We start from the raw sequence: 20,109 nt of genomic DNA, 5'->3' as shown, positions 1-20,109 counted from the left end.
ATCGAAGTCGACCTGCCGGCCTGCGCTCACTTCCCGACATCCGTGTCTCCGGCAGCCGGCGACACTGACCAGCTACCGCGAATCCGGTAGCCAGGTCACGACATCGGGCCACAGGATGAAGCCGATGGCGACGATCACCATGGCGACCGCGTAGGGCGCGGCACCCCGGAACACTTCGACGGTGTCGCGGCCGGTCGCCCGCGCCACGACGAAGACGTTCAGGCCGAGCGGTGGGGAGATCAGGCCGATCTCGCCCATGAGGACAACGAACACGCCGAACCAGATCACGTCGTAGCCGATCGTCTCCACCAACGGCAAGACGATGGGCACGGTGAGGGCGATGATGGCGACCTGGTCCATGAAGAAGCCGAGCACGATGTACATGACTAGCAACGCGAGCATGATCGCGATCGGCGGAACCGGCAGGCCCTCGATCCAAGTGACCATCGAGGCCGCGACTTTGGTCTGCGCGAACGCGTAACCGAACACGTGGGCCGCGATCACGATGGCGAAGATCATCGCGCTGGATTTGACCGAATCGACCACCGCGTCGACGAGACCGGTGGCGGTCATGCGGCCGCGTATCGCGACAAGCAGTGCGGCGACCAGGCAACCGATGGCCGCGGACTCGGTGGGCGTGACGATGCCGAAGTAGATGAGCCCGACCACCGCCAGGAACACGACCGCGATCGGCAGGGCCTCGAGCACCGCCTTGATCTTGGTCAGCCAGGAGGACCGTTCGCCGCGCGGCATCCTGGACGGGTCGCGCAGGGCGGGCAGCAGCATGGCAGCCAACAGCGCCGCGGCGATGATCAGCCCCGGAACCAGGCCGGCGACGATCATGTCCCCCACACTGGTTTCGGCGGTGACGGCGTAGAACACGAGGATGACGCTGGGCGGGATCATGCCGCCGAGCGTGCCGACCGAGGCCACGATGCCGGTGGCGGTGGTCGGGCGGTATCCCTCATCGATCATGCGTTTGCTGGTCGTCTCGGCGAGTGTCGCCGCGGCGGCGGTCGACGAACCGGAGATGGCCGCGAAACCGACTCCCGCTGCGGTGGAAGCGATTCCGGTGCCGCCGGGGATCCGGCCGAACATCGTGCGCCCGGCGTTGAACAGCGAGTCCATCATTCCCGACATCAGCATCAGATGTGCCATCAGGATGAACAGCGGAATCGCCGACAGGGACAGCGACTGCACCGATCCCACCGGGACCGCCTCCAGGACACCGAGTCCGGCCCCGACCGACAGCTGCAGCGCCAAGCCCGCCAGACCGGCGCCGAGAATCGCGAACGACACCGGCACCCGGACGGCGATCAGCGCGATCAGCAGCACTGCCATGACAAGCGCGATCATCGCGCACCTCCCGCGATGTCGGTACCGGAATCACTTGTAGCCACCGCTGTTTCAGGGGTGTCGCCTGGGTCGTAGTCGGTGGCGAGGACTGTCCAGGGCGCGATCAGCTCGCGGATGAGATCGATGAGGACCACGATCATGCCGAGCACCATCGAGACGGGCAGAATCGCGCGCATGAACCACCCGGGTACGAGCAGTTCCGACGACCCGCGGATCGGTCCTTCGTCGATGGCGATCGCGAACACCAGGCCTTCGATACCGGCGGTGAGCAGTGCGCCCATGCCGATGAGCAGCACGAGGTAGGCCGCGATCAGCAGGACTTTCCGCATCCGCACGCCCAAGCGGTAGAAGAGGCTGGTCACCGCGACGTGGGCGCCGCTGCGGTAGGCGGTCACCAGTCCGAAGAAGGCGACGATGGTGAGCAGGTACATCTCGATGAACGCGACCGCCCAACCCACTGTGACGGAGAAGAAGGTACGCAGGACCACGTCGACGAGCGTCAACGCGACGATCGCGACGATCGCGATTCCGGCGATGACGCCGCAGACCGCCGAGATGCCGTTCTGGACGCGATCCAGTCCGGGGTGTTCCTCGGTGCGATAACCGAACATGGTGCGCTGGGCGGTACCGTGCCGGAAGGGGTGAACGATACTCATTTCGCCGCTCCCCCGACCCGGGCCTCGATCGCATCGAGAACCTCGCGGGCGTCCAGGCCCGCTGATTCCAGGTCGCGAACCCATTCGGCGCGCACGCTCGCGAGCGCGGCGTCCCACTGTGGGCGCGTCTGTGGGCTGACCTCGTCGAATTGGATTCCGGCCGCCCGCATCGCGTCGACGGCCTTCGCGTCGGCCGCGGCGATCGACGTGCAGGCGCCCGCGCGCGCCACTTCGGCGGCCGCCTGCACCACCCGTCGTTGCGCGTCGTCGAGCTCGGCCCAGGCATCGGCGTTGATGGTGAACCAGATGCTGCTCGAGCCCAGATTCGCCCGCAGCGTGCCGTACCGCAGCACCTCCTGGAAGCTGTAGGAGAGCACGGCGTAGCGCGGCAACAGCGCACCATCGATCGTTCCACGTGAGAGCGCCTCGTACATGTCGCCGACCGGCAACGAGACCGGGGCCACGCCAAGGCCTTTCGCGACCCGGTCACCCACGCCACCGGGCGAGCGCACCAGCAGGCCGGCGAGGTCCTCGGGTCGGGTGGCGCGGCGGTCGGCGGTGAAGACCTCGATCCCGGAGACGGCAGCACCCCACAGTGGCACGACACCGCGCTGCTCGATCTCCTTGTCGTAGATGATCCCGCCGGGTTTCACCAGGGGATCGAGTACCTGAACCGTGGTGCACGGATCGTCGGTCAGCCCCGGAAGATCACCTACGCCGGTCAGTGGCAACTCGTCGGCCAGGTAGGCCGGCAGGACGAATCCCATGTCCACCGCGCGGGTTCGGACGAGGGTGAGCATTTCCTGGGTCTTACCCAGTTGCCCGGCACCGTAGTAGTCCAGGTGCAAGCCGACCTCGGGACCGTGCTCACGCAGATAAGCGAAGAACGGGGCGGAGCCACCTTTGCTGACCGGATGCCCACCGGAGAATCCGTCGGCCACCACCAGCGTGATGCCGTCGTCGGAGCCGTGTTCCGCCGAGCCGCAGCCCGCGGTCGCGACCAGGATCGCGGCCAGCGCTGCCAGTGCAGCTTTCGGACGACGCGTCATGGCTTGCCACCACCCGAGCAAGCTCCGGGCAGCCGTCGAAGCGAGGTAGTCGGCGCTGCCGGATCGCTCTCGGGTGGGGTGGCTCGATACTTGAAACCCACGCTCGTCTCCGATTCATCAGGTGTGGCTGACGCCACAGTTCCGCATAATATATAAAGCACCGTATCAAGAAGTGTGACGCGTCACTGGCGATTCGACCGTACCGGCGCCGAAATCCGCGTTCGGATGAAGTTCGCGAAAACCCGATCTGAAACCTTGCTCAGCGAATATATTATGTTTTCTGCTCCGATCCGCTTGCGATCCGACGCAGATCTCGCGCTGTCCGGCGGCAGATCCTGCCCACCAGCAAACCTTCCGTTACCCCCGACTTCGGTGGCCGGCGCGTCAGAACCCCACCCCCCTTCTCGAGGAGCACTATGAAACCCACCCGTCTGGCAGGCGCCTGTGCCGCCACGCTCAGCGCCCTGGTCCTGACCTCGACCGTCGCCGCCGCCGACCCCCTCAGCGTCGACATCGTCTCCGGCGTGAACTACACCGCGTACAAGGACGGAACCGCGGCCGTCATCGAGATCGAGCACGGCGCCCTCATCGTGGACAACGGCCAGTTCCAGATCCGGTCCGACCGCGGCGAGATCTTGGCCGGCGTGCCGCTCGAGTTCAACGTCGACGACATCGCGTTTCCGATCGACGTGGCCATCACCGGCGACACCGCGCGCCTGACCCCGGTGCTCGATCCCGCCCGCGCCCACTACCGACCCGTCGCGCTCCCCCACCAGGAACAGGCACCGTGGAAATCCCCGTACGACCGTGAGCAGGCCGCCTGGTCGCGGATGACCTCGACCATCTCGATGGGTGCGGCCGTCGGCGCCCTGGTCGGGGCGGTCGGCGCGGGCACCATCGGGTGTCTGCTCGGCGGCGTGACAGCCGGTGTCGCCACCGGGCCCCTGGCATTGCTGTTCGGTGCGGGCCCGCTGGCCGGTTGCCTCATCGGCGCCGCCGCCCTGGCCCCGATCGGTGTGCTGACCGGCGCGATCCTGGTCGGCGCTCCGGTGGCGATCGCGGCCGTCATCCAGTACCAGGACACGGTCAACGCCCCGTTCCCCAGCCAGAAATAGACGGCGGGTGGGCGGCTCGTCGGGGCCGCCCACCTCGTGCCGAGCGAAGCGACCCCCGAGCCCCCGAAGGACACGCACGTGACACAACTCGCGCAAGAGCAAACCTCGCCCGCCACATCGCCACCGACCCCGGGCCCCGGGATAACCGGATGGGGTCTGACCGGGATGCTGGTGGTGCTCTACCTCCTCAACGCGTCCGACAAGGCGGTGTTCGGGCTCATCGCCCAGCCACTGCGCGAGGATCTGGATCTGAGCGCCTCGCAGATCGGGTTCACGGGCAGCCTGTTCTTCCTCGCTTTCACCGTCGGCGGGTTCCTCGCGGGACCGATCAACAAGCTCCTGGCGCTGCGCTGGTCGATCGCGCTCATCGCGGTGCTGTGGGGTCTGGTCATGCTGCCGCTGGTGGTGTGGGCGACCTTCGCCGTGCTGCTGCTGAGCCGGATGCTGCTCGGTTTCACGGAAGGGCCCACCTCGGCTCTGCTGCACACCGCGGCGTACTCGTGGCATCCGCCGAACAAGCGGGGCTTACCCAGTGGGCTCATTCTCACGGGCAGCATGCTGGCCAAGATGGCCGTCGTACCCCTGCTGGCGCTGGTCGTCGCGGAGTACGGCTGGCGCGCGGCGATCATCGTGCTCGCGGCCGCGACCGCCCTGTGGTGCGTCCCGTGGCTGCTGACGTGGCGGCCGGGCCCGTATCAGGTGGGTGGCAAGCATGCCGCGCCCGAGGACGCCACGACCGAACCCGCGGTGCCGTGGCGACGGCTGCTGACGTCGAAGACCTTCGTCTCCGCGGTCGTGGTCGCGATCACCGCGTACGCGCTGATGTCGGTCGTGTTGACCTGGCTGCCTTCGTATTTCGAACAGGGCCTCGGTTACTCGCGACTGGAGTCGGGCACCCTGTTCGCCGCGCCGAGTTTCGTCGGGATCGCCACGCTCGTCGGTGGCTCATGGCTCAGCGACCGCGGCGTGAGTCGTGGCCTGTCGACCCGGCTGGTGCGGGTGGTCGTGCCGTGCGTCGGTGTCATGATCGCCGGCGTACTGCTGCTCAGCCTGCCCCTGCTCGGGTCGCCGCTGCTGGCGGTGATCGCGGTGTCGGTGGCCTACGGCCTGGTGGTGGCGATCTTCCCGCTGCTCAACGCGGCGGTCATCGCGACGTGCCCGCCGCGCCAGACCGCCGGGGTGATCGGCGCGTTCTTCGCGCTGCAGGCGATCGGCGGCATCATCGGTCCGTGGTCGATGGGGATCGTGGTCGACGCGTCGGCGAGCAAGGTCGACGGCTATACGGCCGCCTTCCAATGCCTCGGTGTGGTGGGCGCGATCGCCGCGGTGGCGGCGTTGTTCCTCGCCGACCCGCTCCGCGATCGGGAACGGTTGCGCGTGACTCGCTGATCCTCGACGAACAGAAGAACGGCCGGGAGACTTCATCGTCTCCCGGCCGTTTTCGCTGGGCGGCTCAGCCCAGGTTCATGTAGACGGCCTTCGGGTAGAGGTAGCTCTCCACGTGTTCGCGGCCGCCCTTCCAGCCGTAGCCGCTCATCTTCGTTCCGCCGAAGCCGACCGACGGGTCGAGGATCCCGTAGCAGTTCACCCAGACGGTGCCCGCGTTGATGCCGCGCGACACCTTGTGCGCGGTGCTGAGATCCCTGGTCCAGACCCCACCGGCCAACCCGTACGGGGTGGCGTTGGCCAGGCGCAGCGCCTCCTCGGTGTCGTCGAACGGGATCACCGTCGCCACCGGGCCGAAGATCTCCTCCTGCGCGATGGTCATCTCGTTGGTGGCCGAGGCGAACACCGTGGGCTCGACGAAGAAGCCCGATGCGTGGTCGCCGTCGAGCCGCTTACCGCCGCTGACCAATTCGGCCTCACCGGAACCGATGTCGATGTAGTTCAGTACCCGGTCGAGTTGGCGCTGTGAGATCAGCGGGCCCAGTTGGCTGTTCGGGTCGAGGCCGTCACCCACCCGGATCGTCTTGGTGAATTCGGCCATGCGCGAGACGAATTCGTCGTGAATCGAGCGCTGGACGAAGATACGGGTGCCGGCCACGCAGACCTGACCGCTGTTGGTGTACACGCCCATCGCCGCGCCCGGCACCGCCAGATCCAGATCGGCATCGGCGAAGACGATGTCGGGCGACTTGCCACCGAGCTCGAGCTGCAGCCGCTTCATGTTCCCGGCCGAGGCGCGCACGATGGTCTGGGCGGTACCGACCGAACCGGTGAACGCGATGCGGTCCACACCGGGGTGCTCGGCCAACGCCGCGCCCGCGTCCTTGCCGTAACCGGTGACCACGTTGACGACACCGTCGGGAACGCCCGCCTCGGTGAGCAATTCGGCCACCCGCAGCACCGACAGCGACGCGTCCTCGGCAGGCTTGAGGACGGCGGTGCAGCCGGTCGCCAGGGCCGGGCCGAAGATCCACCAGAGACCGATGAGCGGGCCGTTCCACGGGATGATCCCGCCGACCACGCCGACGGGTTCGCGGTAGCGCAGGGTCAGGAAGTCACCGGGCAGCGAGTTCGGCGGCGTGCTCGCGGTGCCCGCGTCGACCTGGGAGGCGAAGAACTGCAGTACCTGCGAGGTCCACTCGCGCAGGCCGCGTGTGCGGGTCAGCGGGGCGCCCATGTCCAGGGTCTCGATGGTGGCGAGTTCTTCGAAGTTCTCGAGCACCAAATCGTGGACACGCAGGATCAGCGAGCGACGCTGGTGCGGGGTCCAGCGGCTCCATTCGCCCTCGAAGGCGGTGCGGGCAGCCGCGACGGCGGCGTCCACATCAGCGGCGCCGCTCGCGGCGATGGTGCCCATGGTGGCACCGGTGGCGGGGTTGACGACGTCGATGGTCTCGCCCGAGGCGGCGGGCACCCAGCGTCCGCCGATCAGGTTGTGCTTGGCCGTGCCGACGAACGCGGGCACCGGATGGGTGGTGGTCATAGATCTCTCCGAATCAACGAAAGGACTTGGGGGTCAGTCGAAAAGGAAGACGCCCTTGCCCGCGTCCTGCTTGTCGAACCATCGGTAGGCCTCTTCCGCCTGCTCGAGGGTCCAGGTGTGCGAATACAGGTCGTCGACCGGAAGATTGTGCGCCACAACGTAATCGGCGCAGCGTGCCTGTTCGATCGTCGACATGGTCCAGGACGTCATCAGCGTCCACTGATTCTTGTAGACGGACTGGGTCGTGAACTCGACGTGCCCGGGCAAGCCGATGAACACGGCCCGGCCGAAGGTGCCGAGCACGGCCAGGGCGTCCTCACCGGCCCGGCCGGAGGTCTCCAGCACGACGTCGGCCTTACGGCCGCCGGTATGTTCGGCGACGACCTCGGCCACGGACTGCTCGCGGGAGTTGACGACGATGTCGGCACCGAACCGTTCGCTCTCGGCGAGTCTGCGGTTGTCGACGTCGACAGCGATCACGCGGGCGCCCATCGACGCCGCGAACATCGTCGCCGAAAGGCCGACCGGCCCTTGCCCGAAGACCACCGTGGTCGTGTCCGCGACGCCACCGGCACACTTGATCGCACCCCACGCCGTCCCGGTGCCGCACCCGATGGCCGCGCCTGCCTTGAACGACAGTCCTTCGGGCATCGGCAGCAGCGCCGCCGTCGGCACCAGGGCGAAGGCGGTGTGGCCGCCGTTGACGTGCACCGCCATGGTCTTGCCCGGTGCGGTCTCACACATCTGCGGCCAGCCCGCACGACAACGGCGACAGGTGTTGCAGCCGAAGTAGTGGTGGATCATCACCCGCTGACCGACGGCGAAGCGGGCCGGGTCGACACCGTCGCCGACCGCGTACACCTCACCGCACGGTTCGTGACCCTGGATCACCCCGTGGTCGAAGTCGAAAGCGCCGTGGTAGAAGTGCAGGTCGGAGCCGCACATTCCCGAGGCGCGGATCTTCACCACGACTTCGCCGTAGCCCGGTTCGGGTTCGGGGAAGTCCTTCAGCACCGTGGTGCCGTCTCCCGGGAACAAGATCCCCTTCATCAGTTTTCTCCTGTCTCGTGCGAGCAAAATCAGGCGGAGGGGCGGGCGCGCAGCCGCGCTGTCGCCTCGTGATCGATGCGCAGGCCCTCGGGGTCGAGGTGCGGGTCGCCCTCGACGACGACCCCGTAGTCGCGCGCGGCGCCTGCGACGCTCACGTACTCGTTACGGACGTCGGCCAGCACTCGCTCCGGATCACGCCGCATCGGATCGCCCCATCCGCCACCACCATTGGTGAGGCAGCGCAGGATCGTGTTCGGTCCGGTCGACCACACCTGCTCGGCGGCGAAGTAGTGGTAGCGGCCGTCGACCGAGTCCAGCGCCTTGGTTTCCGGATCGAGCACCCCGGCGACGGGCACGCTGTCGGCATAAACCTGCGAGTCGGTGCCGAGCAGGCCGGGGGTCGCGCCGTCCGCGCCCGGCGGGAACAGCCACATCGCTCCGGTGGGCCCGGCCTGTCCGCCGTTGGCGCCGACACCCGAGGGCTGCTTGGTGCGGAACGGTGACAGGTAGTGCGTGCCGGCAGTGAGCCACAGCGCGTCCTTGAGATTGGCCGCCCCGCCGCGGAAGGTGCCCGCGCCGCCGGTGTCGATGGCGTGTTCCTTGCGCAACAGCACCACCGGGGACTCACGTTCGATCGTCTCGGTCGCGGGGTCGAGGTTGTTGAGCGTGAACAGGACGGTGTAGCTGTCGCCGTCGCCGACATGGGTTGCGCCCCACGGTCCGTGCTCGCCGCCGCACTGGGTGGCCGAGGTCCACGGGGTGCCGTCGGCCCGCAGGCCGGAGGCGTTGTGGGTGTTGGTGGAGCCGTAGTCACCGCCGACGCCGTGTTTGCCGAGGACGGGGTTGAGGGCGTCGAAGATCGCCGACGCCACAGCGCCGGAGGCCTCCCAGAACATCATGATGCCGCCGTCGGGTGGCAGCGAGGAGACGATGGTGCCCGGTGGGACCGCGAGGTCGACATTGCGCCAGGTGCCGGAGGTGAACGGCACCTTCGGGTCGAGCAGCATCGTGAGGGCGACGCCCACAGCGGTTTTGGCGTCGAGCACACCGCAGTTGATGCAGGTCCTGGCCTGGGGCGAGGTGCCGGACAGGTCGATCTCCATGTCCTCGCCGCGCTTGCGCACGAGTACCCGCACGGTGTAGTCGACGGTGTCGTCGAGTCCGTCGGCGTCGATCAGCGCCGAGCCCGCGTAATCGCCGTCGGGTACCAGTGCGATCGCGTCGCGCATGCGCTCGGCGGAGGTGTCGCAGGAGTAGTCGAGCGTGCCGAGATAGGCCGCGAGTCCGTACCTTTCGATGTTCTCCAGGATCAGCCGCTCCCCCAGCTTCAGCTGCTGGAAGATGCTCTTGAAGTCGGGCAGCAGCATGCCGCCCCAGCGGGTGTTGTCGAAGATCAGGCTGAAGGTGGAGCGCACCGGTTCGTCTTGCGCCCACAGCAGCATGGGCGGGATGACGAGGCCGTTCTCGTAGACGTTGCTCTTGGTCGCGGAGAAGCCGCCGGGCACCGTGCCACCCATGTCGAGTTGGTGTGCGCACATCGTGACGAAGGAGACGATCTCCCCATCGACGAACACCGGGCGGGTGAACGCCACGTCGTTCACGTGCCTGCCACCGCGGTACGGGTCGTTGCAGATCAACACGTCACCGGGACGCAGGTTGTCGGGTCCGTACTCCTCCACGGCGCTGCGGACCGCGTCACCCATCGTGCCGAGGAACACGACCAGGCTGTTGCTGACCACGGCCATCGGATAGCCCTTGTTCGCGGGACCGCTGATGGTGCAGGCGAAGTCGTACCAGTCGCGGATGATCGGCGAGAACGCCTCGCGCATGAAACCGGTGGACATGTGCTCGACCGCGTAGCGCAGCCGGTTGGTGATCACGGTGGCGCTGAACCTGTCGGCGCCGTAGCGTTCGCGGAACTGGGCGTCGGTGAGGTCGCGCAGCCGGGGGGCGGTGGGGATGGTCGAACGGGACATGTCACTTCCTCCGGATCACGATTTCGCCGTACACACCGACGGTGGCCTGCTGGCCCGCGCCGATATGAGTGGTTGACAGTTCTTCCTCGACCACGGCGGGTCCGTCGAGCACATCGCCTGCGCGCAGGCTCGTGCGGTCGTAGACGTGGGCCTGCTGGGCGCCGACACCGTCCGAGTCGAGGTCACCCAGGTACCGCAGCGTGACGGTACGGCGAGGGGTGAGTGGGCCGTCGCCCGCGGAACGGGCCGGGAGCTCGGCGTATTCGACCTTGGGGGTGTCGAGGATCGCGCGCACCCGGAACGTCACGCCTTCGACGGGCATGATCTCGAAGCGGTTGCCCGAGCGGGCCTCGTAGGTGTCGTGGAAAGCCGACACCATGGTGGCGACGGCGGCCTCGTCGATGGTGCCGCTCGGCACGGGCACGAACGGGGTCTCCCAGCTCTGCCCGGCCAGGTGCGCGTCCATACTGCGCAGCATCCGCACCGAGCCCCCGCCCGTGCGAGCCCGCAGCTGTTCCTCCATCTCGGAGAACAGCTTGTCGATCGCGGGAGCGGCGTCACCCGTCAGCATGAGGTAGGCGCTGCGGTCGACCGTGAAAACCTGGTCGGTGGAAAGCAATCCGACCGCGGAGAACAGGCCGGGATTCGGCGGCACGATCACCTGCTTGCACTGCACGGTGTCGAGCACCGCTGGCAACAGCATCGGGCCCGCGGCGCCGAAGGCGACCAGGCTGTAGTCGCGGGGGTCGACACCGTTCTTGATGGCGACGTTGAACACGCCCTCGGCCATGTTGTTGACCGCCATCTCGTAGGCGTAGCGGACCCGGTGCGCCAGATCCAGCTCGGTGTCGAGGGATTCGAAGGCCCGCCGGGAGGCGTCGGCGTCGAGTTGCAGTTCGCCGCCGGCGAAGTCGTCGGCGTCCAGGATGCCGATCAGCAGGCAGGTGTCGGTCGTCGTCGGCTGGGTGCCGCCGCGGCCGTAACAGGCGGGCCCGGGCTGTGCCCGCGCGCTGTCGGGGCCGACCTGGATCTCGCCAGCGGAACCGATCGACACGATGCTGCCGCCGCCCGCGCCGATACTGGAGATGTCGTTGGCCAGCGCGTTGACCACGAGGTCGTGTTCGAGTTCGAAGGTGGTGTTGACGAACGGCTCGCCGCCGCTCACCACGCTGATGTCACACGAGGTGCCACCCACGTCAGCGCACAGCAGGTCGTTCTCCTCGATCAGCGCGCCGAAATGCGCGCAGGCGACGGTTCCGGCGGCGGGGCCGGAGAACACGATGCGGAACGGCTGCTCCATCGCCTGCGCCGAGGGCACCAGGGTCGCCGCGCAGTCGGCGAAGTTGAGTTGACCGGTGAAGCCGAGTTCGCTCAGGCCCTTCTCCAGGCCCGCGGTGTAATCGGAGTAGATGATCTTCATCAAGGTGTCGATCACGGTGGTCGAGGCGCGGGCGTACTCCTTGGCCAGCGGCGACACCGCGCTCGAGATCGAGCACGGCACGTCGCCGAGCACCTCGCGCACCAGCTCGCGCAGGCGAAGTTCGTGCACGGGGTCGACGTAGGCGTTGATCAGACAGATCGCGACACCGGCGACCTCGCAGCGGCGCAGCACCTCGAGTTCGGTCCTGGCCTGGTCCTCGTCCAGGGCGAACAGCACGCCGCCGTCGGCGGTGACGCGCTCGTGGATGCCGCGCCGCAGGTAGCGCTGCACCAGCGGCCGCGAGGCGTCGCCGAAACTACGCCGCCAGTGCGGGTCGAGAATGGCCTCGGCCGGGCGCCAGACGCGGCCCATGTCGAGGATGTCGCGGTGGCCCTCGGTGGTCAGGAAGCCGATCTTGGGCAGCTGCCGAGTGATCACGGCGTTGAGGCCGTGCGTGCTGGCGTGGTTGAACACCGCCGCGTCTGCCACGCCGAGCACCTCGGCGCCGCGCAGCACGGGGCCAGCGACCTCGGCGTAGTCGGTGGAAATCTTGGCGGTGTGGATCCGCCCGTCGCGCCAGGCGACAACGTCGGTGAACGTGCCGCCCACATCGACTGCGATCATGATGTCTCCTGAAGTGCTTCGGTGCTCAGACGAGGTCGGCGCGCAGCTGGATGGGGCCGAGCCGGTGCCACGGCTCCCGCGTCACGGAATGCAGGCACCGCTGGCACTTGACCACCTGCACCCAGCCCTGTTCGGCGACGACGGGGTACGCGCGCAGTTCGGCGGCGCCACATCGTGGACAGGTGCCCTCGCGGGGTTCACGGTTCACCTCGAGGGGTATCGGTGTGTCAGCCATGGCTGGGTCCTCCTCCGGCGATGAAGTGTGCGGCCGGGTGCCGTGAGGACGACGGTAGGATCAGGAGACCTGGGTCACAATCCGCTCGGCGAAGGCACACTGTCCACCGAGCGAAGCGCGACTCGAATTGAAGAAAGTATATTATATTCATTATGTGATACCCATCACGCCTGAAAGGAGGGTCTGCCGTTGTCGTCAGCACCCGCGGCGTGCGTGAGCGCCTTTCGCACGGAAGATCCGGCCGCCGCCCACGATCACGTGGCCGCCGCCTTCGCCCACCACGAACTCGTCCTCGACGAACGGCACGGGATCGACTTCGCCCTGGAGACGGTCCGGTCGCAGAGCCTGACCGTCGGCCGGATGGCCTACGGCACCGATGCCCGCATCGACGGCCCCCCGATGCAGACGTGCTATCACCTGAATCTGTCCGTGGCCGGCCAGAGCACCGTGGCGCAACACGGCACCCGCCGATCGTTCGGCGCCGGTGAGGCCGGAGTGGCGTTCGTGCACGACGCCCCGGTGTCCATCCGCTGGAGCGCCGACGCCGCGCACTATCACATCAATCTGCGCCGCGTGCCGTTCGAACGCCACGCGGCTCGGCTGCTCGGACGCCGCGACACCGAACCGGTCCTGTTCGACCTCACCTTCCCCATCGACACCCCCGCCGGCCGCGCCCTGCTGGCCTCCACCCGGTTCGTCTACGACGAATTGGCCCGCGAAGGCGGGGTGTCGACGATGCCGCTGGCCTGCCGCGAACTCGAGTCGACGCTGATGACCCAGATTCTGCTCACCGCACCGAGCCAGCTCACCCCGGTCCTCACCGGTTCCGCGCCGAGCATCGGACACACGCGGGTACGCGAGGCCGTCGCCTACATCCACGCCCACCCCGACGCCGACATCTCGACAGCCGAGCTCGCCGCCCGCGCCGGGGTCACCGCCCGGGCACTGCAATTGGCATTCCGCGACGCGGTCGGCATGACGCCGAGCGCCTACGTCCGAGCGGTGCGGCTCGACCGGGTGCGCGACGAATTGTCCTCCGGCCGAGCCGCTTCGGTGAGCGACGCGGCGATGAGGTGGGGCTTCTTCCATCTCGGCCGCTTCGCCCAGCAGTACCGCGAACGATTCGGTGAACTGCCGTCGGAAACCGCGGGCCGGGCCGGCCTCGAGTGAGTGCGGGCGGAGTACAGGAGCCGAACATGGGCAGCGCATCGAATCAGTGCAGTGTCGCCGAACTGAACGCCACCATCGCCGAGATCGCCGAGCACGCCGGTGCCGTGCTCGATCGGGATCCGGTGGAACACCAGTTCCATCCCGGTGGCGAGAGCCTCGGCGCACTCTGGGACCTGGTCACCACTCGCGCATTGCGCGACACCGAGGCCGCGGGCTCCTCGCCCACCCGGCTGGCCGAACTGATCGGTCTGCTCGACCGGATCAGGGCGGCCGAATCGATGCAGGCGCGGATTCGGCTCACGAACCGAACCCAGCGGCTGAGCAAGGTACACGCCGCGCTGTCGGAACTGAGCGCGGTCACCAGCGTGGATTCGCTGCTCACCCGGATCCCGGAGGCGACCTGCGACCTCGGGTTCGACCGCGCGTTGGTCTCCACGGTGGACGGCGCGTGGCGGTTGCACACCATGCACGTCGTCCGCGATCCGCAATGGGCGGCCGACATCGTCGCGGTCGGCCGGGAGAACCCGCCGATTCTCGACCACGGGCTCGTCGAGAACGACACGGTCGTCGATGCACGCGCTGTACTCGTGCACCAGGTGCAAGACAATCCGCGAGTCAACCGCCCGCTGGCGGCGATCACCAAGTCCTCCTCGTACGGGATCGCGCCGTTGCTGGTCGACGGTGAGGTGGTCGGCCTCGTGCACGGGGACTGCTATCACCAGCAGCGCGTGCTCGACGACGTCGACCAACTGTTGCTGTCCACCTTCGCTCAGGGGGTGAGCCAACAGCTGGCGCGCGTGTCGATGCTGGAGGGCATGGCGGCGATCCGCGCCCAGCTCGAAGGGCTGGGGAGGTGGTCCACGCCGGGCCGCACTGTCACCCGCTCGATCGCGCTGAGCCGTGACGACGACGAGGTTCTCACCCGCCGGGAGGTCCAGATCGTCCGGTTGCTCGCCGAGGGTGACTCCAACGCGCGCATCGCCCGCAAACTCACCATTTCCGAGGGCACGGTCAAAACCCACATCACCCGCGTACTGCGCAAGCTCGGCGCCGCCAACCGGGCGGAAGCGGTATCGATCTGGCTGCGGAACTCGGACCCGCCCGGGCCGCTGCGCGCCTGATGCGTCGCGAACCGGCCGAAGGTCGTACGAAACTCCGACCCGCGCCAGATGTCGGCGTGCCCGCCGGGCGGAAAAGTGACGTGTGACATAGAGCGGCAGCACAGCCGCCGCACACGGCACGGAGGCGCGGTATGACACAGAGCGAACGGAAAGCCGACTGGATCGTCGGCATCGACGTCGGTGGCACGTTCACCGACATCATCGGGCTCGACCAATCCACCGGTGAGGTCCGCGACGGCAAGGTGCTGTCCACCACCGAACAGGAAGTCGGCGTCCTCGCGGCGCTGGCGGCGATCGAGGTCGCCGTGCCCGAGGTCGCCGAGATCGTGCACGGGCACACCGTCGGCATCAACGCGCTGCTGAGCCGCACGGGCGCGCACACCGGCCTGATCGCCACCGGCGGCCACCGCGATCTGCTCGACATCGGGCGCATGCACCGCGAATTCGGCGACCGCTTCTACGATCCGACCTGGTTGCGCCCGCACCAGGAACGCCCGATCGTGCGGCGCGAATCCCGTTTCGGTGTCCCCGGTCGTCTGCGCTACGACGGCACCGAACTGCTCGCGCTCGACGAGGACGCCGTACGCCGCGCCGCGCGCGAACTCGGTGAGCAGGGCGCCCGCTCGGTGGCGGTGTGCCTGATGAACTCCTACATCAACACCGCCCACGAGCAGCGGGTCGCCCAGATCGTCGCCGAGGAACTGCCCGACGCCTACATCCAGACCTCGGCGCTGTACCCGGTGACGCGCGAACACGAACGCACCACCACCGTCGCGCTCGACGCCTACGTGGGCCCGGCGGTCGTCGGCTATCTCGAGCGTTTGATGGCCCGGCTGTCCGAGCAGGACTACCGGGGCACCTTGTGGATCATGATGATGAACGGCGGCGTGGCGACCTTCGCCGACGCGGGCCGCGCACCGGTGTTCCAACTCGTCTCCGGCCCGGTCGGCGGGGTGAGCGGCAGCGTCAAACTCGCCAACGAGAGCGGCGCGCCGAACCTGCTCACCATCGATGTCGGCGGCACCAGCACCGACGTGGCCGCGATCCGCAACGGCAAGACCCCGCTCACCGACACCTGGACCCTCGAGACCGGGTTGACCCTGACCATGCCGCTGGTCGACGTCGAGAGCATCGGTTCCGGCGCGGGCAGCCTGATCCGGCCCAGCGCCCTCGGCAACGTCGCCGTCGGCCCGGCCTCGGCCGGATCGAATCCCGGCCCGGTCTGCTACCAGCGCGGCGGCGTGGAACCCACGCTCACCGACGCGTGTACCGCGCTCGGCATCCTGCAACCGGACCTGTTCGCCAACGGCGCGATCCAGCTCGATGTCGACGGGGCCGTCGAGGCCCTGCGCACAACCGGCAAGCAGTGGAACATGTCGGCGCTCGAACTCGCTTCGGCCGCTTACGAAATCGCCTGCCAGGACATCGCCGCGAAGGTGCGGAGCATCTCGGTGTACCGCGGCCTCAACGTCCGCGAGTTCGCGCTGCAACCGTCCGGTTCGGCGGGGCCGATGCTCGCCGACCGGGTCGGCCAGATCCTCGGCCTGGACAAGGTGATCGTGCCGCGCAGCCCCGGCCAGTTCTCCGCGCTCGGTCTGCTGCGCAGCGATCTCATGGTCACCCGCGCGCAATCCATCATGACCCCGCTCGCGCCCGACCGCGCCGAGGCGGTGGAAGACGCGTTCACGGCCTTGCAGGACAGCATCCGGGCCGATCTGCGGAACCAGGGCATCGACGTCTCGCGTCTGCGCTTCGAGCGTGCCGTGTTCGCGATGTACCGCGGCCAGACCTGGGACAACCGGCTGCCCATCGAGGCGGGCGCGATCACCGCCGAGCGGGTCGGTGAACTGATCCCCCGATTCCACGAGTTCTACCAGGAGTCCTACGGTTTCGCGGCCCCCGAGATCCCCGTGGTCGTCTCGACCGTCGAGGTGACCGCGGTGATTCCGCGCGAACTCGGCGCCGCCGACCACACCCCCGAGCAGGGTGAGTCCTTCTTGCGCACCACCCGGCTGACCGTGCCGGGAACCACCGAACCCGTCGAGGTACCGATCCACGTCCGCGAACGTCTCGCGCCGCACCAGCAGGTGCCGGGCCCCGCCCTGATCGCCGAGAAGTTCGCGACCACCCTCGTGCTGCCCGGCCGGGCCGCCCACGTGGACGACGACCTCAATCTCATCATCGAGCCGCAGGCCTGAGGAGCAACCATGACCACCATCGAAACCCCCGGCCCCGCCGTCGACGTCGAGCTCGACATCCTGCGCTACGGCCTCATCGAAGTCGCCCGCGAAATGCTGGATTCGCTGATGCGCAGCGCCTTCTCGCCGGTCTGCCGGGACATCCTCGACTGCACCAGCGCCATCCACATGCGCACCGACGACGGCTGGGAGACGGTCGCGCTGTGGGAGGGTTGCATGCAGCACGCCTTCACCGCACCGCACATCGCGAACTTCGTGATGGACGACTGGGACATCGACACGATGCAGCCCGGTGACGTCATCTTCGTCAACGACCCGTGGCGCGGCACCATCCACCAGTCCGATGTGAATCTGTTGCGTCCGGTGTTCGTCAACGGTCGCGTGGAATTCCTGCTGCACTCGACCTCGCACCTGGTCGACCTCGGCGGCGCGATCCCCGGCGGCTTCTCCAACGGCACCCAGACCCACTTCGAGGAACAGCTCAAACTGCCGCCGACGCTGTTGTACGCCAACGACGTTCCGGTGCGGCCGACCTTCAACTTCATCCTCGAGAACAACCGGGTGCCTCAGCTGGTGTTGGGCGATCTGCGCGCGCTGCACGGCTGCCTGGTCGTCGGCGAACGGCAGCTCCAGGAGCTCGTCGCCCGCAGCGGTCTGGACAAGATCCGGGCGGCGGGGCGCTATGCCATCGAGTCCACCGAAGCGAGCATGCGCCGCGGTATCGCGAGTATCCCCGACGGTGACTACACGGCCGAGGACTTCCTCGACGAGGACGGTGTGAGCGGCGAGGCGATCCCGGTGCACGTGACCGTGAAGGTCCGCGGGGATTCGATGGAGATCGACTTCTCCGGCTCCGGGCGTCAACCGCTGGGCAACTGCGGGACCGCCTGGTGTGAGGCCACCCGCTGCATCGAAGCCGTCAAGCTGATGGTCGACCCGTCGACGCCGGTCAACAGCGGCACCTTGCGACCGGTCGAAACCATCCTGCCGCCCGGCAGCGTGGTGCAGGTGCTGCCGCCGTCGAGCTGCTCCAACCACGCCGATATCGGCGCGCGCGGCATCAATGTGGTGACCCAGGCGCTGAGCCAGGCCACCGACGAGGCCTTCGCCTGCGACACCGGCACCGCGGTGGTCGTCAGCCTGGGCGGCATCGACACCCGCGCCGGGCACGAGGGCACACCGTGGGGCGCGTTCGCGCTCGCCGGTGGCGGGTGGGGCGGCACCTGGAAGGAAGACGGCGTCTCGTTCTGCGTGATCCCGATCGGCAACTGCCGCACCTCCGTTCAGGAACACCTCGAGATCGAGAGCCCGCTGGTCGTCGTCCAGCACGAGATGGTCGTCGACACCGCCGGTGCGGGCCAGTACCGCGGCGGCGCCGGTTCGGTGTACTCGATCTACGCCGAGTCCGACACGATGGTCACCGTCACCGCCGACCGGATCCGCGTCGGCGCCCCCGGGTCCAACGGCGGCGGCGCGGGCGCTCCCGCGTTCGGTTGGTACATCGAGAATTTCGATCTCGCCCGACACAGCGATCCGCTCGACCTTCGCGGGATCGAACCGCTGTTCGGCATGTTCGACGCCGACGGCAGGCCCGACCCCAACCACGGTGAGTTCGGCCGGGGCGCGCGCTATCAGACGGGCAAGTTCTCCGGCCTGATCCTGAAAGCCGGTGACGCCCTGCGGTTCGTCATCGGTGGCGGTGGCGGCTGGGGTGACCCGCTCGAACGCGAAGCCGACAGGGTCGCGGCCGACGTGCGGGCCGGACTGGTGAGCGCCGAATTCGCCACTGCCGGTTACGGAGTCGTGCTCGCCGACGGCGAAGTCGACGAAGCCGCCACCACCGCACAGCGGGCGCGCCTGGCGACCGAGCGTGCCGAGGAACGCTGGCAGGTGCCGGTCGCCACTCCCCTCACCTGGACCCTCTGAAAGACAAGGACCACTGCCATGTCAGTCGATCGACTCCTGTTCCCCCGCCCCGAGACCGACCGCGTGTATGTCGAACGCGTGCCCGTCGACGGCGCCTGCCCGGCCTGCGGTGCGGCCGAGCTGGCCCGCTACCCCGTGGCCAACTTCCTCGGCCCGCGCATGGTCGTGAAGTGCCAGCACTGCTTCCACCACGTGTCGGTGACCCGGCCCGAACCCGAGGACCACTGGCCCGCGTGGCGCTCGCCCGCCCACGACTGGCCCGCCTCGCGCGTCGGATAAGCCTCTCCCCCACCCTCTTTCACTCCGAAAGGACTCACATGTTGCTCGACGGGAAAGTCGTTCTCATCACCGGCGCCGCAGGCGGAATCGGTACGGCCACCGCGCTGCTGGCCGCCGAGGAAGGCGCACGGCTCGCACTCACCGATGTGTCGAAGGATCGCCTCGAAGCCACCGCCGAGCAGGTGCGCGCCGCGGGCGGGGAGGTTTTCACCCTGTCCGCCGACCTCACCGACGGTGCCGAGGTGAACGCGCTGATCGACGCGGTCGTCGCCGAATACGGCCGCCTCGACGGCGCGTTCAACAACGCCGGGGTCAGCGGCGGACAGATCGGCCAGGGCGGCCGCCGCGTCGGCGAGTGGGACGAGGACGCCTTCGATCGCGCGATCGCGGTGAACCTGAAGGGCGTATGGCTTTGTCTGCGTGCGGAATTGGCGCAGATGGAGGCCCAGGGCGGCGGTGCCATCGTGAACACCGCGTCGCTGGCCGGGCTGTCGGGCTTCAAGACCACCGCCGGGTATTCGGCGGCCAAGCACGGCGTCATCGGGCTCACCAAGACCGCCGCCCTCGAGTACGCGCCGACCATCCGGATCAACGCGGTGTGCCCCGGCTACACCGACACCGACCTGATGAAGGACGCCAAGCGCCGCAGCGGTGACACCATCATGGCGCGCATCCCCTCGGCCCGGCTCGCCCAGCCCCGCGAGATCGCGGAGATGGCGTGCTGGCTGCTGTCCGACCGCGCCGCCTACGCCACCGGTGGTGAATTCGTCGTCGACGGCGGCTACATGGCTGGCTGACCGTCCCCTTCTCGAATTGATCTCTACCCGAAAAGGATTCACGCATGACAACCATGATCGGCGCGGCCGCGAGTTATATCGACGGTCGCTGGAGCGGTGGTGACGGCGACCCCATCGCCACGATCAACCCGGCGACCGGACTCCAGGTGGCACTCACCCCCACCACCGGCCCCGCCCAGGTGACCGAGGCCGTCACCGCCGCCCGACG

16 protein-coding genes are annotated in these 20,109 nt (G+C 68.2%); 8 read left to right on the top strand and 8 right to left on the bottom strand.

What is annotated here, in order from left to right; all coding sequences use genetic code 11:
* Nucleotides 1-72: 72 nt before the first annotated feature.
* From ACSVDM_RS30450 to dctP, 3 genes are read right to left on the bottom strand one after another with little or no spacing between them, the layout of a single operon-like run.
* Entirely contained in the window at nt 73-1,356 is a 1,284-nt protein-coding gene (locus tag ACSVDM_RS30450; RefSeq protein ID WP_439269126.1) for a TRAP transporter large permease, read from the bottom strand.
* A complete protein-coding gene (locus tag ACSVDM_RS30445) occupies nt 1,353-2,012 on the bottom strand; it encodes a TRAP transporter small permease (protein ID WP_439269125.1) in 660 nt (219 codons plus the stop codon). The genes ACSVDM_RS30450 and ACSVDM_RS30445 overlap by 4 nt, the downstream gene beginning before the upstream one ends.
* Entirely contained in the window at nt 2,009-3,061 is a 1,053-nt protein-coding gene (gene dctP / locus ACSVDM_RS30440) for a TRAP transporter substrate-binding protein DctP (protein ID WP_439269124.1), read from the bottom strand. Before dctP ends, ACSVDM_RS30445 begins: the two co-directional genes overlap by 4 nt.
* A 416-nt stretch (nt 3,062-3,477) precedes the next feature.
* On the opposite strand from dctP, the gene ACSVDM_RS30435 reads away from it, so the two are divergent.
* Together ACSVDM_RS30435 and ACSVDM_RS30430 are read left to right on the top strand one after the other, a co-directional pair.
* Nucleotides 3,478-4,176 carry a hypothetical protein gene (locus ACSVDM_RS30435; RefSeq protein ID WP_439269123.1) on the top strand — a complete coding sequence of 233 codons (699 nt, stop codon included), beginning with the start codon at nt 3,478-3,480 and terminating at the stop codon, nt 4,174-4,176.
* 165 nt (nt 4,177-4,341) lie between these two features.
* Entirely contained in the window at nt 4,342-5,565 is a 1,224-nt protein-coding gene (locus ACSVDM_RS30430) for an MFS transporter (RefSeq protein WP_084476247.1), read from the top strand.
* A 64-nt stretch (nt 5,566-5,629) separates the two neighbouring features.
* On the opposite strand, the gene ACSVDM_RS30425 is transcribed toward ACSVDM_RS30430, so the two are convergent.
* Genes ACSVDM_RS30425 through ACSVDM_RS30405 form a run of 5 tightly spaced genes read right to left on the bottom strand, consistent with a single transcriptional unit; the run spans nt 5,630 to nt 12,410 of the window.
* Nucleotides 5,630-7,105, bottom strand: a complete 1,476-nt coding sequence (locus ACSVDM_RS30425) for an aldehyde dehydrogenase family protein (RefSeq protein WP_439269122.1) — start codon at nt 7,103-7,105, stop codon at nt 5,630-5,632.
* Nucleotides 7,106-7,138: 33 nt separating this feature from the next.
* Nucleotides 7,139-8,155, bottom strand: coding sequence for a zinc-binding dehydrogenase (locus tag ACSVDM_RS30420; protein WP_439269121.1), 1,017 nt, complete (start codon nt 8,153-8,155; stop codon nt 7,139-7,141).
* 29 nt (nt 8,156-8,184) lie between these two features.
* The gene (locus ACSVDM_RS30415; protein WP_439269120.1) at nt 8,185-10,131 is read right to left on the bottom strand and encodes a hydantoinase B/oxoprolinase family protein; all 1,947 of its coding nucleotides are present in this window, start codon (nt 10,129-10,131) and stop codon (nt 8,185-8,187) included.
* A 1-nt stretch (nt 10,132) separates the two neighbouring features.
* Complete coding sequence (locus ACSVDM_RS30410; RefSeq protein WP_439269119.1) at nt 10,133-12,175, bottom strand: hydantoinase/oxoprolinase family protein; 2,043 nt, start codon at nt 12,173-12,175, stop codon at nt 10,133-10,135.
* A 25-nt stretch (nt 12,176-12,200) separates the two neighbouring features.
* Nucleotides 12,201-12,410, bottom strand: a complete 210-nt coding sequence (locus ACSVDM_RS30405; RefSeq protein WP_439269118.1) for a hypothetical protein — start codon at nt 12,408-12,410, stop codon at nt 12,201-12,203.
* Nucleotides 12,411-12,599: 189 nt separating this feature from the next.
* On the opposite strand from ACSVDM_RS30405, the gene ACSVDM_RS30400 reads away from it, so the two are divergent.
* From ACSVDM_RS30400 to ACSVDM_RS30375, 6 genes are all read left to right on the top strand, one after another.
* Nucleotides 12,600-13,580 carry an AraC family transcriptional regulator gene (locus tag ACSVDM_RS30400; RefSeq protein ID WP_439269117.1) on the top strand — a complete coding sequence of 327 codons (981 nt, stop codon included), beginning with the start codon at nt 12,600-12,602 and terminating at the stop codon, nt 13,578-13,580.
* A 26-nt stretch (nt 13,581-13,606) separates the two neighbouring features.
* Nucleotides 13,607-14,701 carry a LuxR C-terminal-related transcriptional regulator gene (locus ACSVDM_RS30395; RefSeq protein WP_439269116.1) on the top strand — a complete coding sequence of 365 codons (1,095 nt, stop codon included), beginning with the start codon at nt 13,607-13,609 and terminating at the stop codon, nt 14,699-14,701.
* 131 nt (nt 14,702-14,832) lie between these two features.
* Nucleotides 14,833-16,899 carry a hydantoinase/oxoprolinase family protein gene (locus tag ACSVDM_RS30390; protein WP_439269115.1) on the top strand — a complete coding sequence of 689 codons (2,067 nt, stop codon included), beginning with the start codon at nt 14,833-14,835 and terminating at the stop codon, nt 16,897-16,899.
* A 9-nt stretch (nt 16,900-16,908) separates the two neighbouring features.
* Nucleotides 16,909-18,825, top strand: coding sequence for a hydantoinase B/oxoprolinase family protein (locus ACSVDM_RS30385; protein WP_439269114.1), 1,917 nt, complete (start codon nt 16,909-16,911; stop codon nt 18,823-18,825).
* Nucleotides 18,826-18,843: 18 nt separating this feature from the next.
* Nucleotides 18,844-19,104 (top strand): hypothetical protein, encoded by a 261-nt coding sequence (locus tag ACSVDM_RS30380; protein WP_439269113.1) that lies wholly within the window; start codon nt 18,844-18,846, stop codon nt 19,102-19,104.
* A 38-nt stretch (nt 19,105-19,142) separates the two neighbouring features.
* On the top strand, nt 19,143-19,901 hold the full coding sequence (locus ACSVDM_RS30375; RefSeq protein ID WP_439269112.1) for an SDR family NAD(P)-dependent oxidoreductase: 759 nt from the start codon (nt 19,143-19,145) through the stop codon (nt 19,899-19,901).
* The last annotated feature ends 208 nt before the right edge of the window (nt 19,902-20,109 follow it).

It is taken from the genome of Nocardia sp. JW2, assembly GCF_051843015.1.
GTDB classification, from domain to species: Bacteria; Actinomycetota; Actinomycetes; order Mycobacteriales; family Mycobacteriaceae; genus Nocardia; species Nocardia coubleae.
This window is presented reverse-complemented; position numbering and strand designations above follow the sequence as displayed.

What these genes read in the sequence shown, in the direction of transcription:
- ACSVDM_RS30405 (WP_439269118.1), bottom strand. Translation starts at nt 12,410, where the DNA reads ATGGCTGACACACCGATACCCCTCGAGGTGAACCGTGAACCCCGCGAG.
- ACSVDM_RS30430 (WP_084476247.1), top strand. Translation starts at nt 4,342, where the DNA reads ATGCTGGTGGTGCTCTACCTCCTCAACGCGTCCGACAAGGCGGTGTTC.
- ACSVDM_RS30415 (WP_439269120.1), bottom strand. Translation starts at nt 10,131, where the DNA reads ATGTCCCGTTCGACCATCCCCACCGCCCCCCGGCTGCGCGACCTCACC.
- dctP (WP_439269124.1), bottom strand. Translation starts at nt 3,061, where the DNA reads ATGACGCGTCGTCCGAAAGCTGCACTGGCAGCGCTGGCCGCGATCCTG.
- ACSVDM_RS30450 (WP_439269126.1), bottom strand. Translation starts at nt 1,356, where the DNA reads ATGATCGCGCTTGTCATGGCAGTGCTGCTGATCGCGCTGATCGCCGTC.
- ACSVDM_RS30410 (WP_439269119.1), bottom strand. Translation starts at nt 12,175, where the DNA reads ATGATCGCAGTCGATGTGGGCGGCACGTTCACCGACGTTGTCGCCTGG.
- ACSVDM_RS30385 (WP_439269114.1), top strand. Translation starts at nt 16,909, where the DNA reads ATGACCACCATCGAAACCCCCGGCCCCGCCGTCGACGTCGAGCTCGAC.
- ACSVDM_RS30445 (WP_439269125.1), bottom strand. Translation starts at nt 2,012, where the DNA reads ATGAGTATCGTTCACCCCTTCCGGCACGGTACCGCCCAGCGCACCATG.
- ACSVDM_RS30425 (WP_439269122.1), bottom strand. Translation starts at nt 7,105, where the DNA reads ATGACCACCACCCATCCGGTGCCCGCGTTCGTCGGCACGGCCAAGCAC.
- ACSVDM_RS30420 (WP_439269121.1), bottom strand. Translation starts at nt 8,155, where the DNA reads ATGAAGGGGATCTTGTTCCCGGGAGACGGCACCACGGTGCTGAAGGAC.
- ACSVDM_RS30435 (WP_439269123.1), top strand. Translation starts at nt 3,478, where the DNA reads ATGAAACCCACCCGTCTGGCAGGCGCCTGTGCCGCCACGCTCAGCGCC.
- ACSVDM_RS30375 (WP_439269112.1), top strand. Translation starts at nt 19,143, where the DNA reads ATGTTGCTCGACGGGAAAGTCGTTCTCATCACCGGCGCCGCAGGCGGA.
- ACSVDM_RS30395 (WP_439269116.1), top strand. Translation starts at nt 13,607, where the DNA reads ATGGGCAGCGCATCGAATCAGTGCAGTGTCGCCGAACTGAACGCCACC.
- ACSVDM_RS30390 (WP_439269115.1), top strand. Translation starts at nt 14,833, where the DNA reads ATGACACAGAGCGAACGGAAAGCCGACTGGATCGTCGGCATCGACGTC.
- ACSVDM_RS30380 (WP_439269113.1), top strand. Translation starts at nt 18,844, where the DNA reads ATGTCAGTCGATCGACTCCTGTTCCCCCGCCCCGAGACCGACCGCGTG.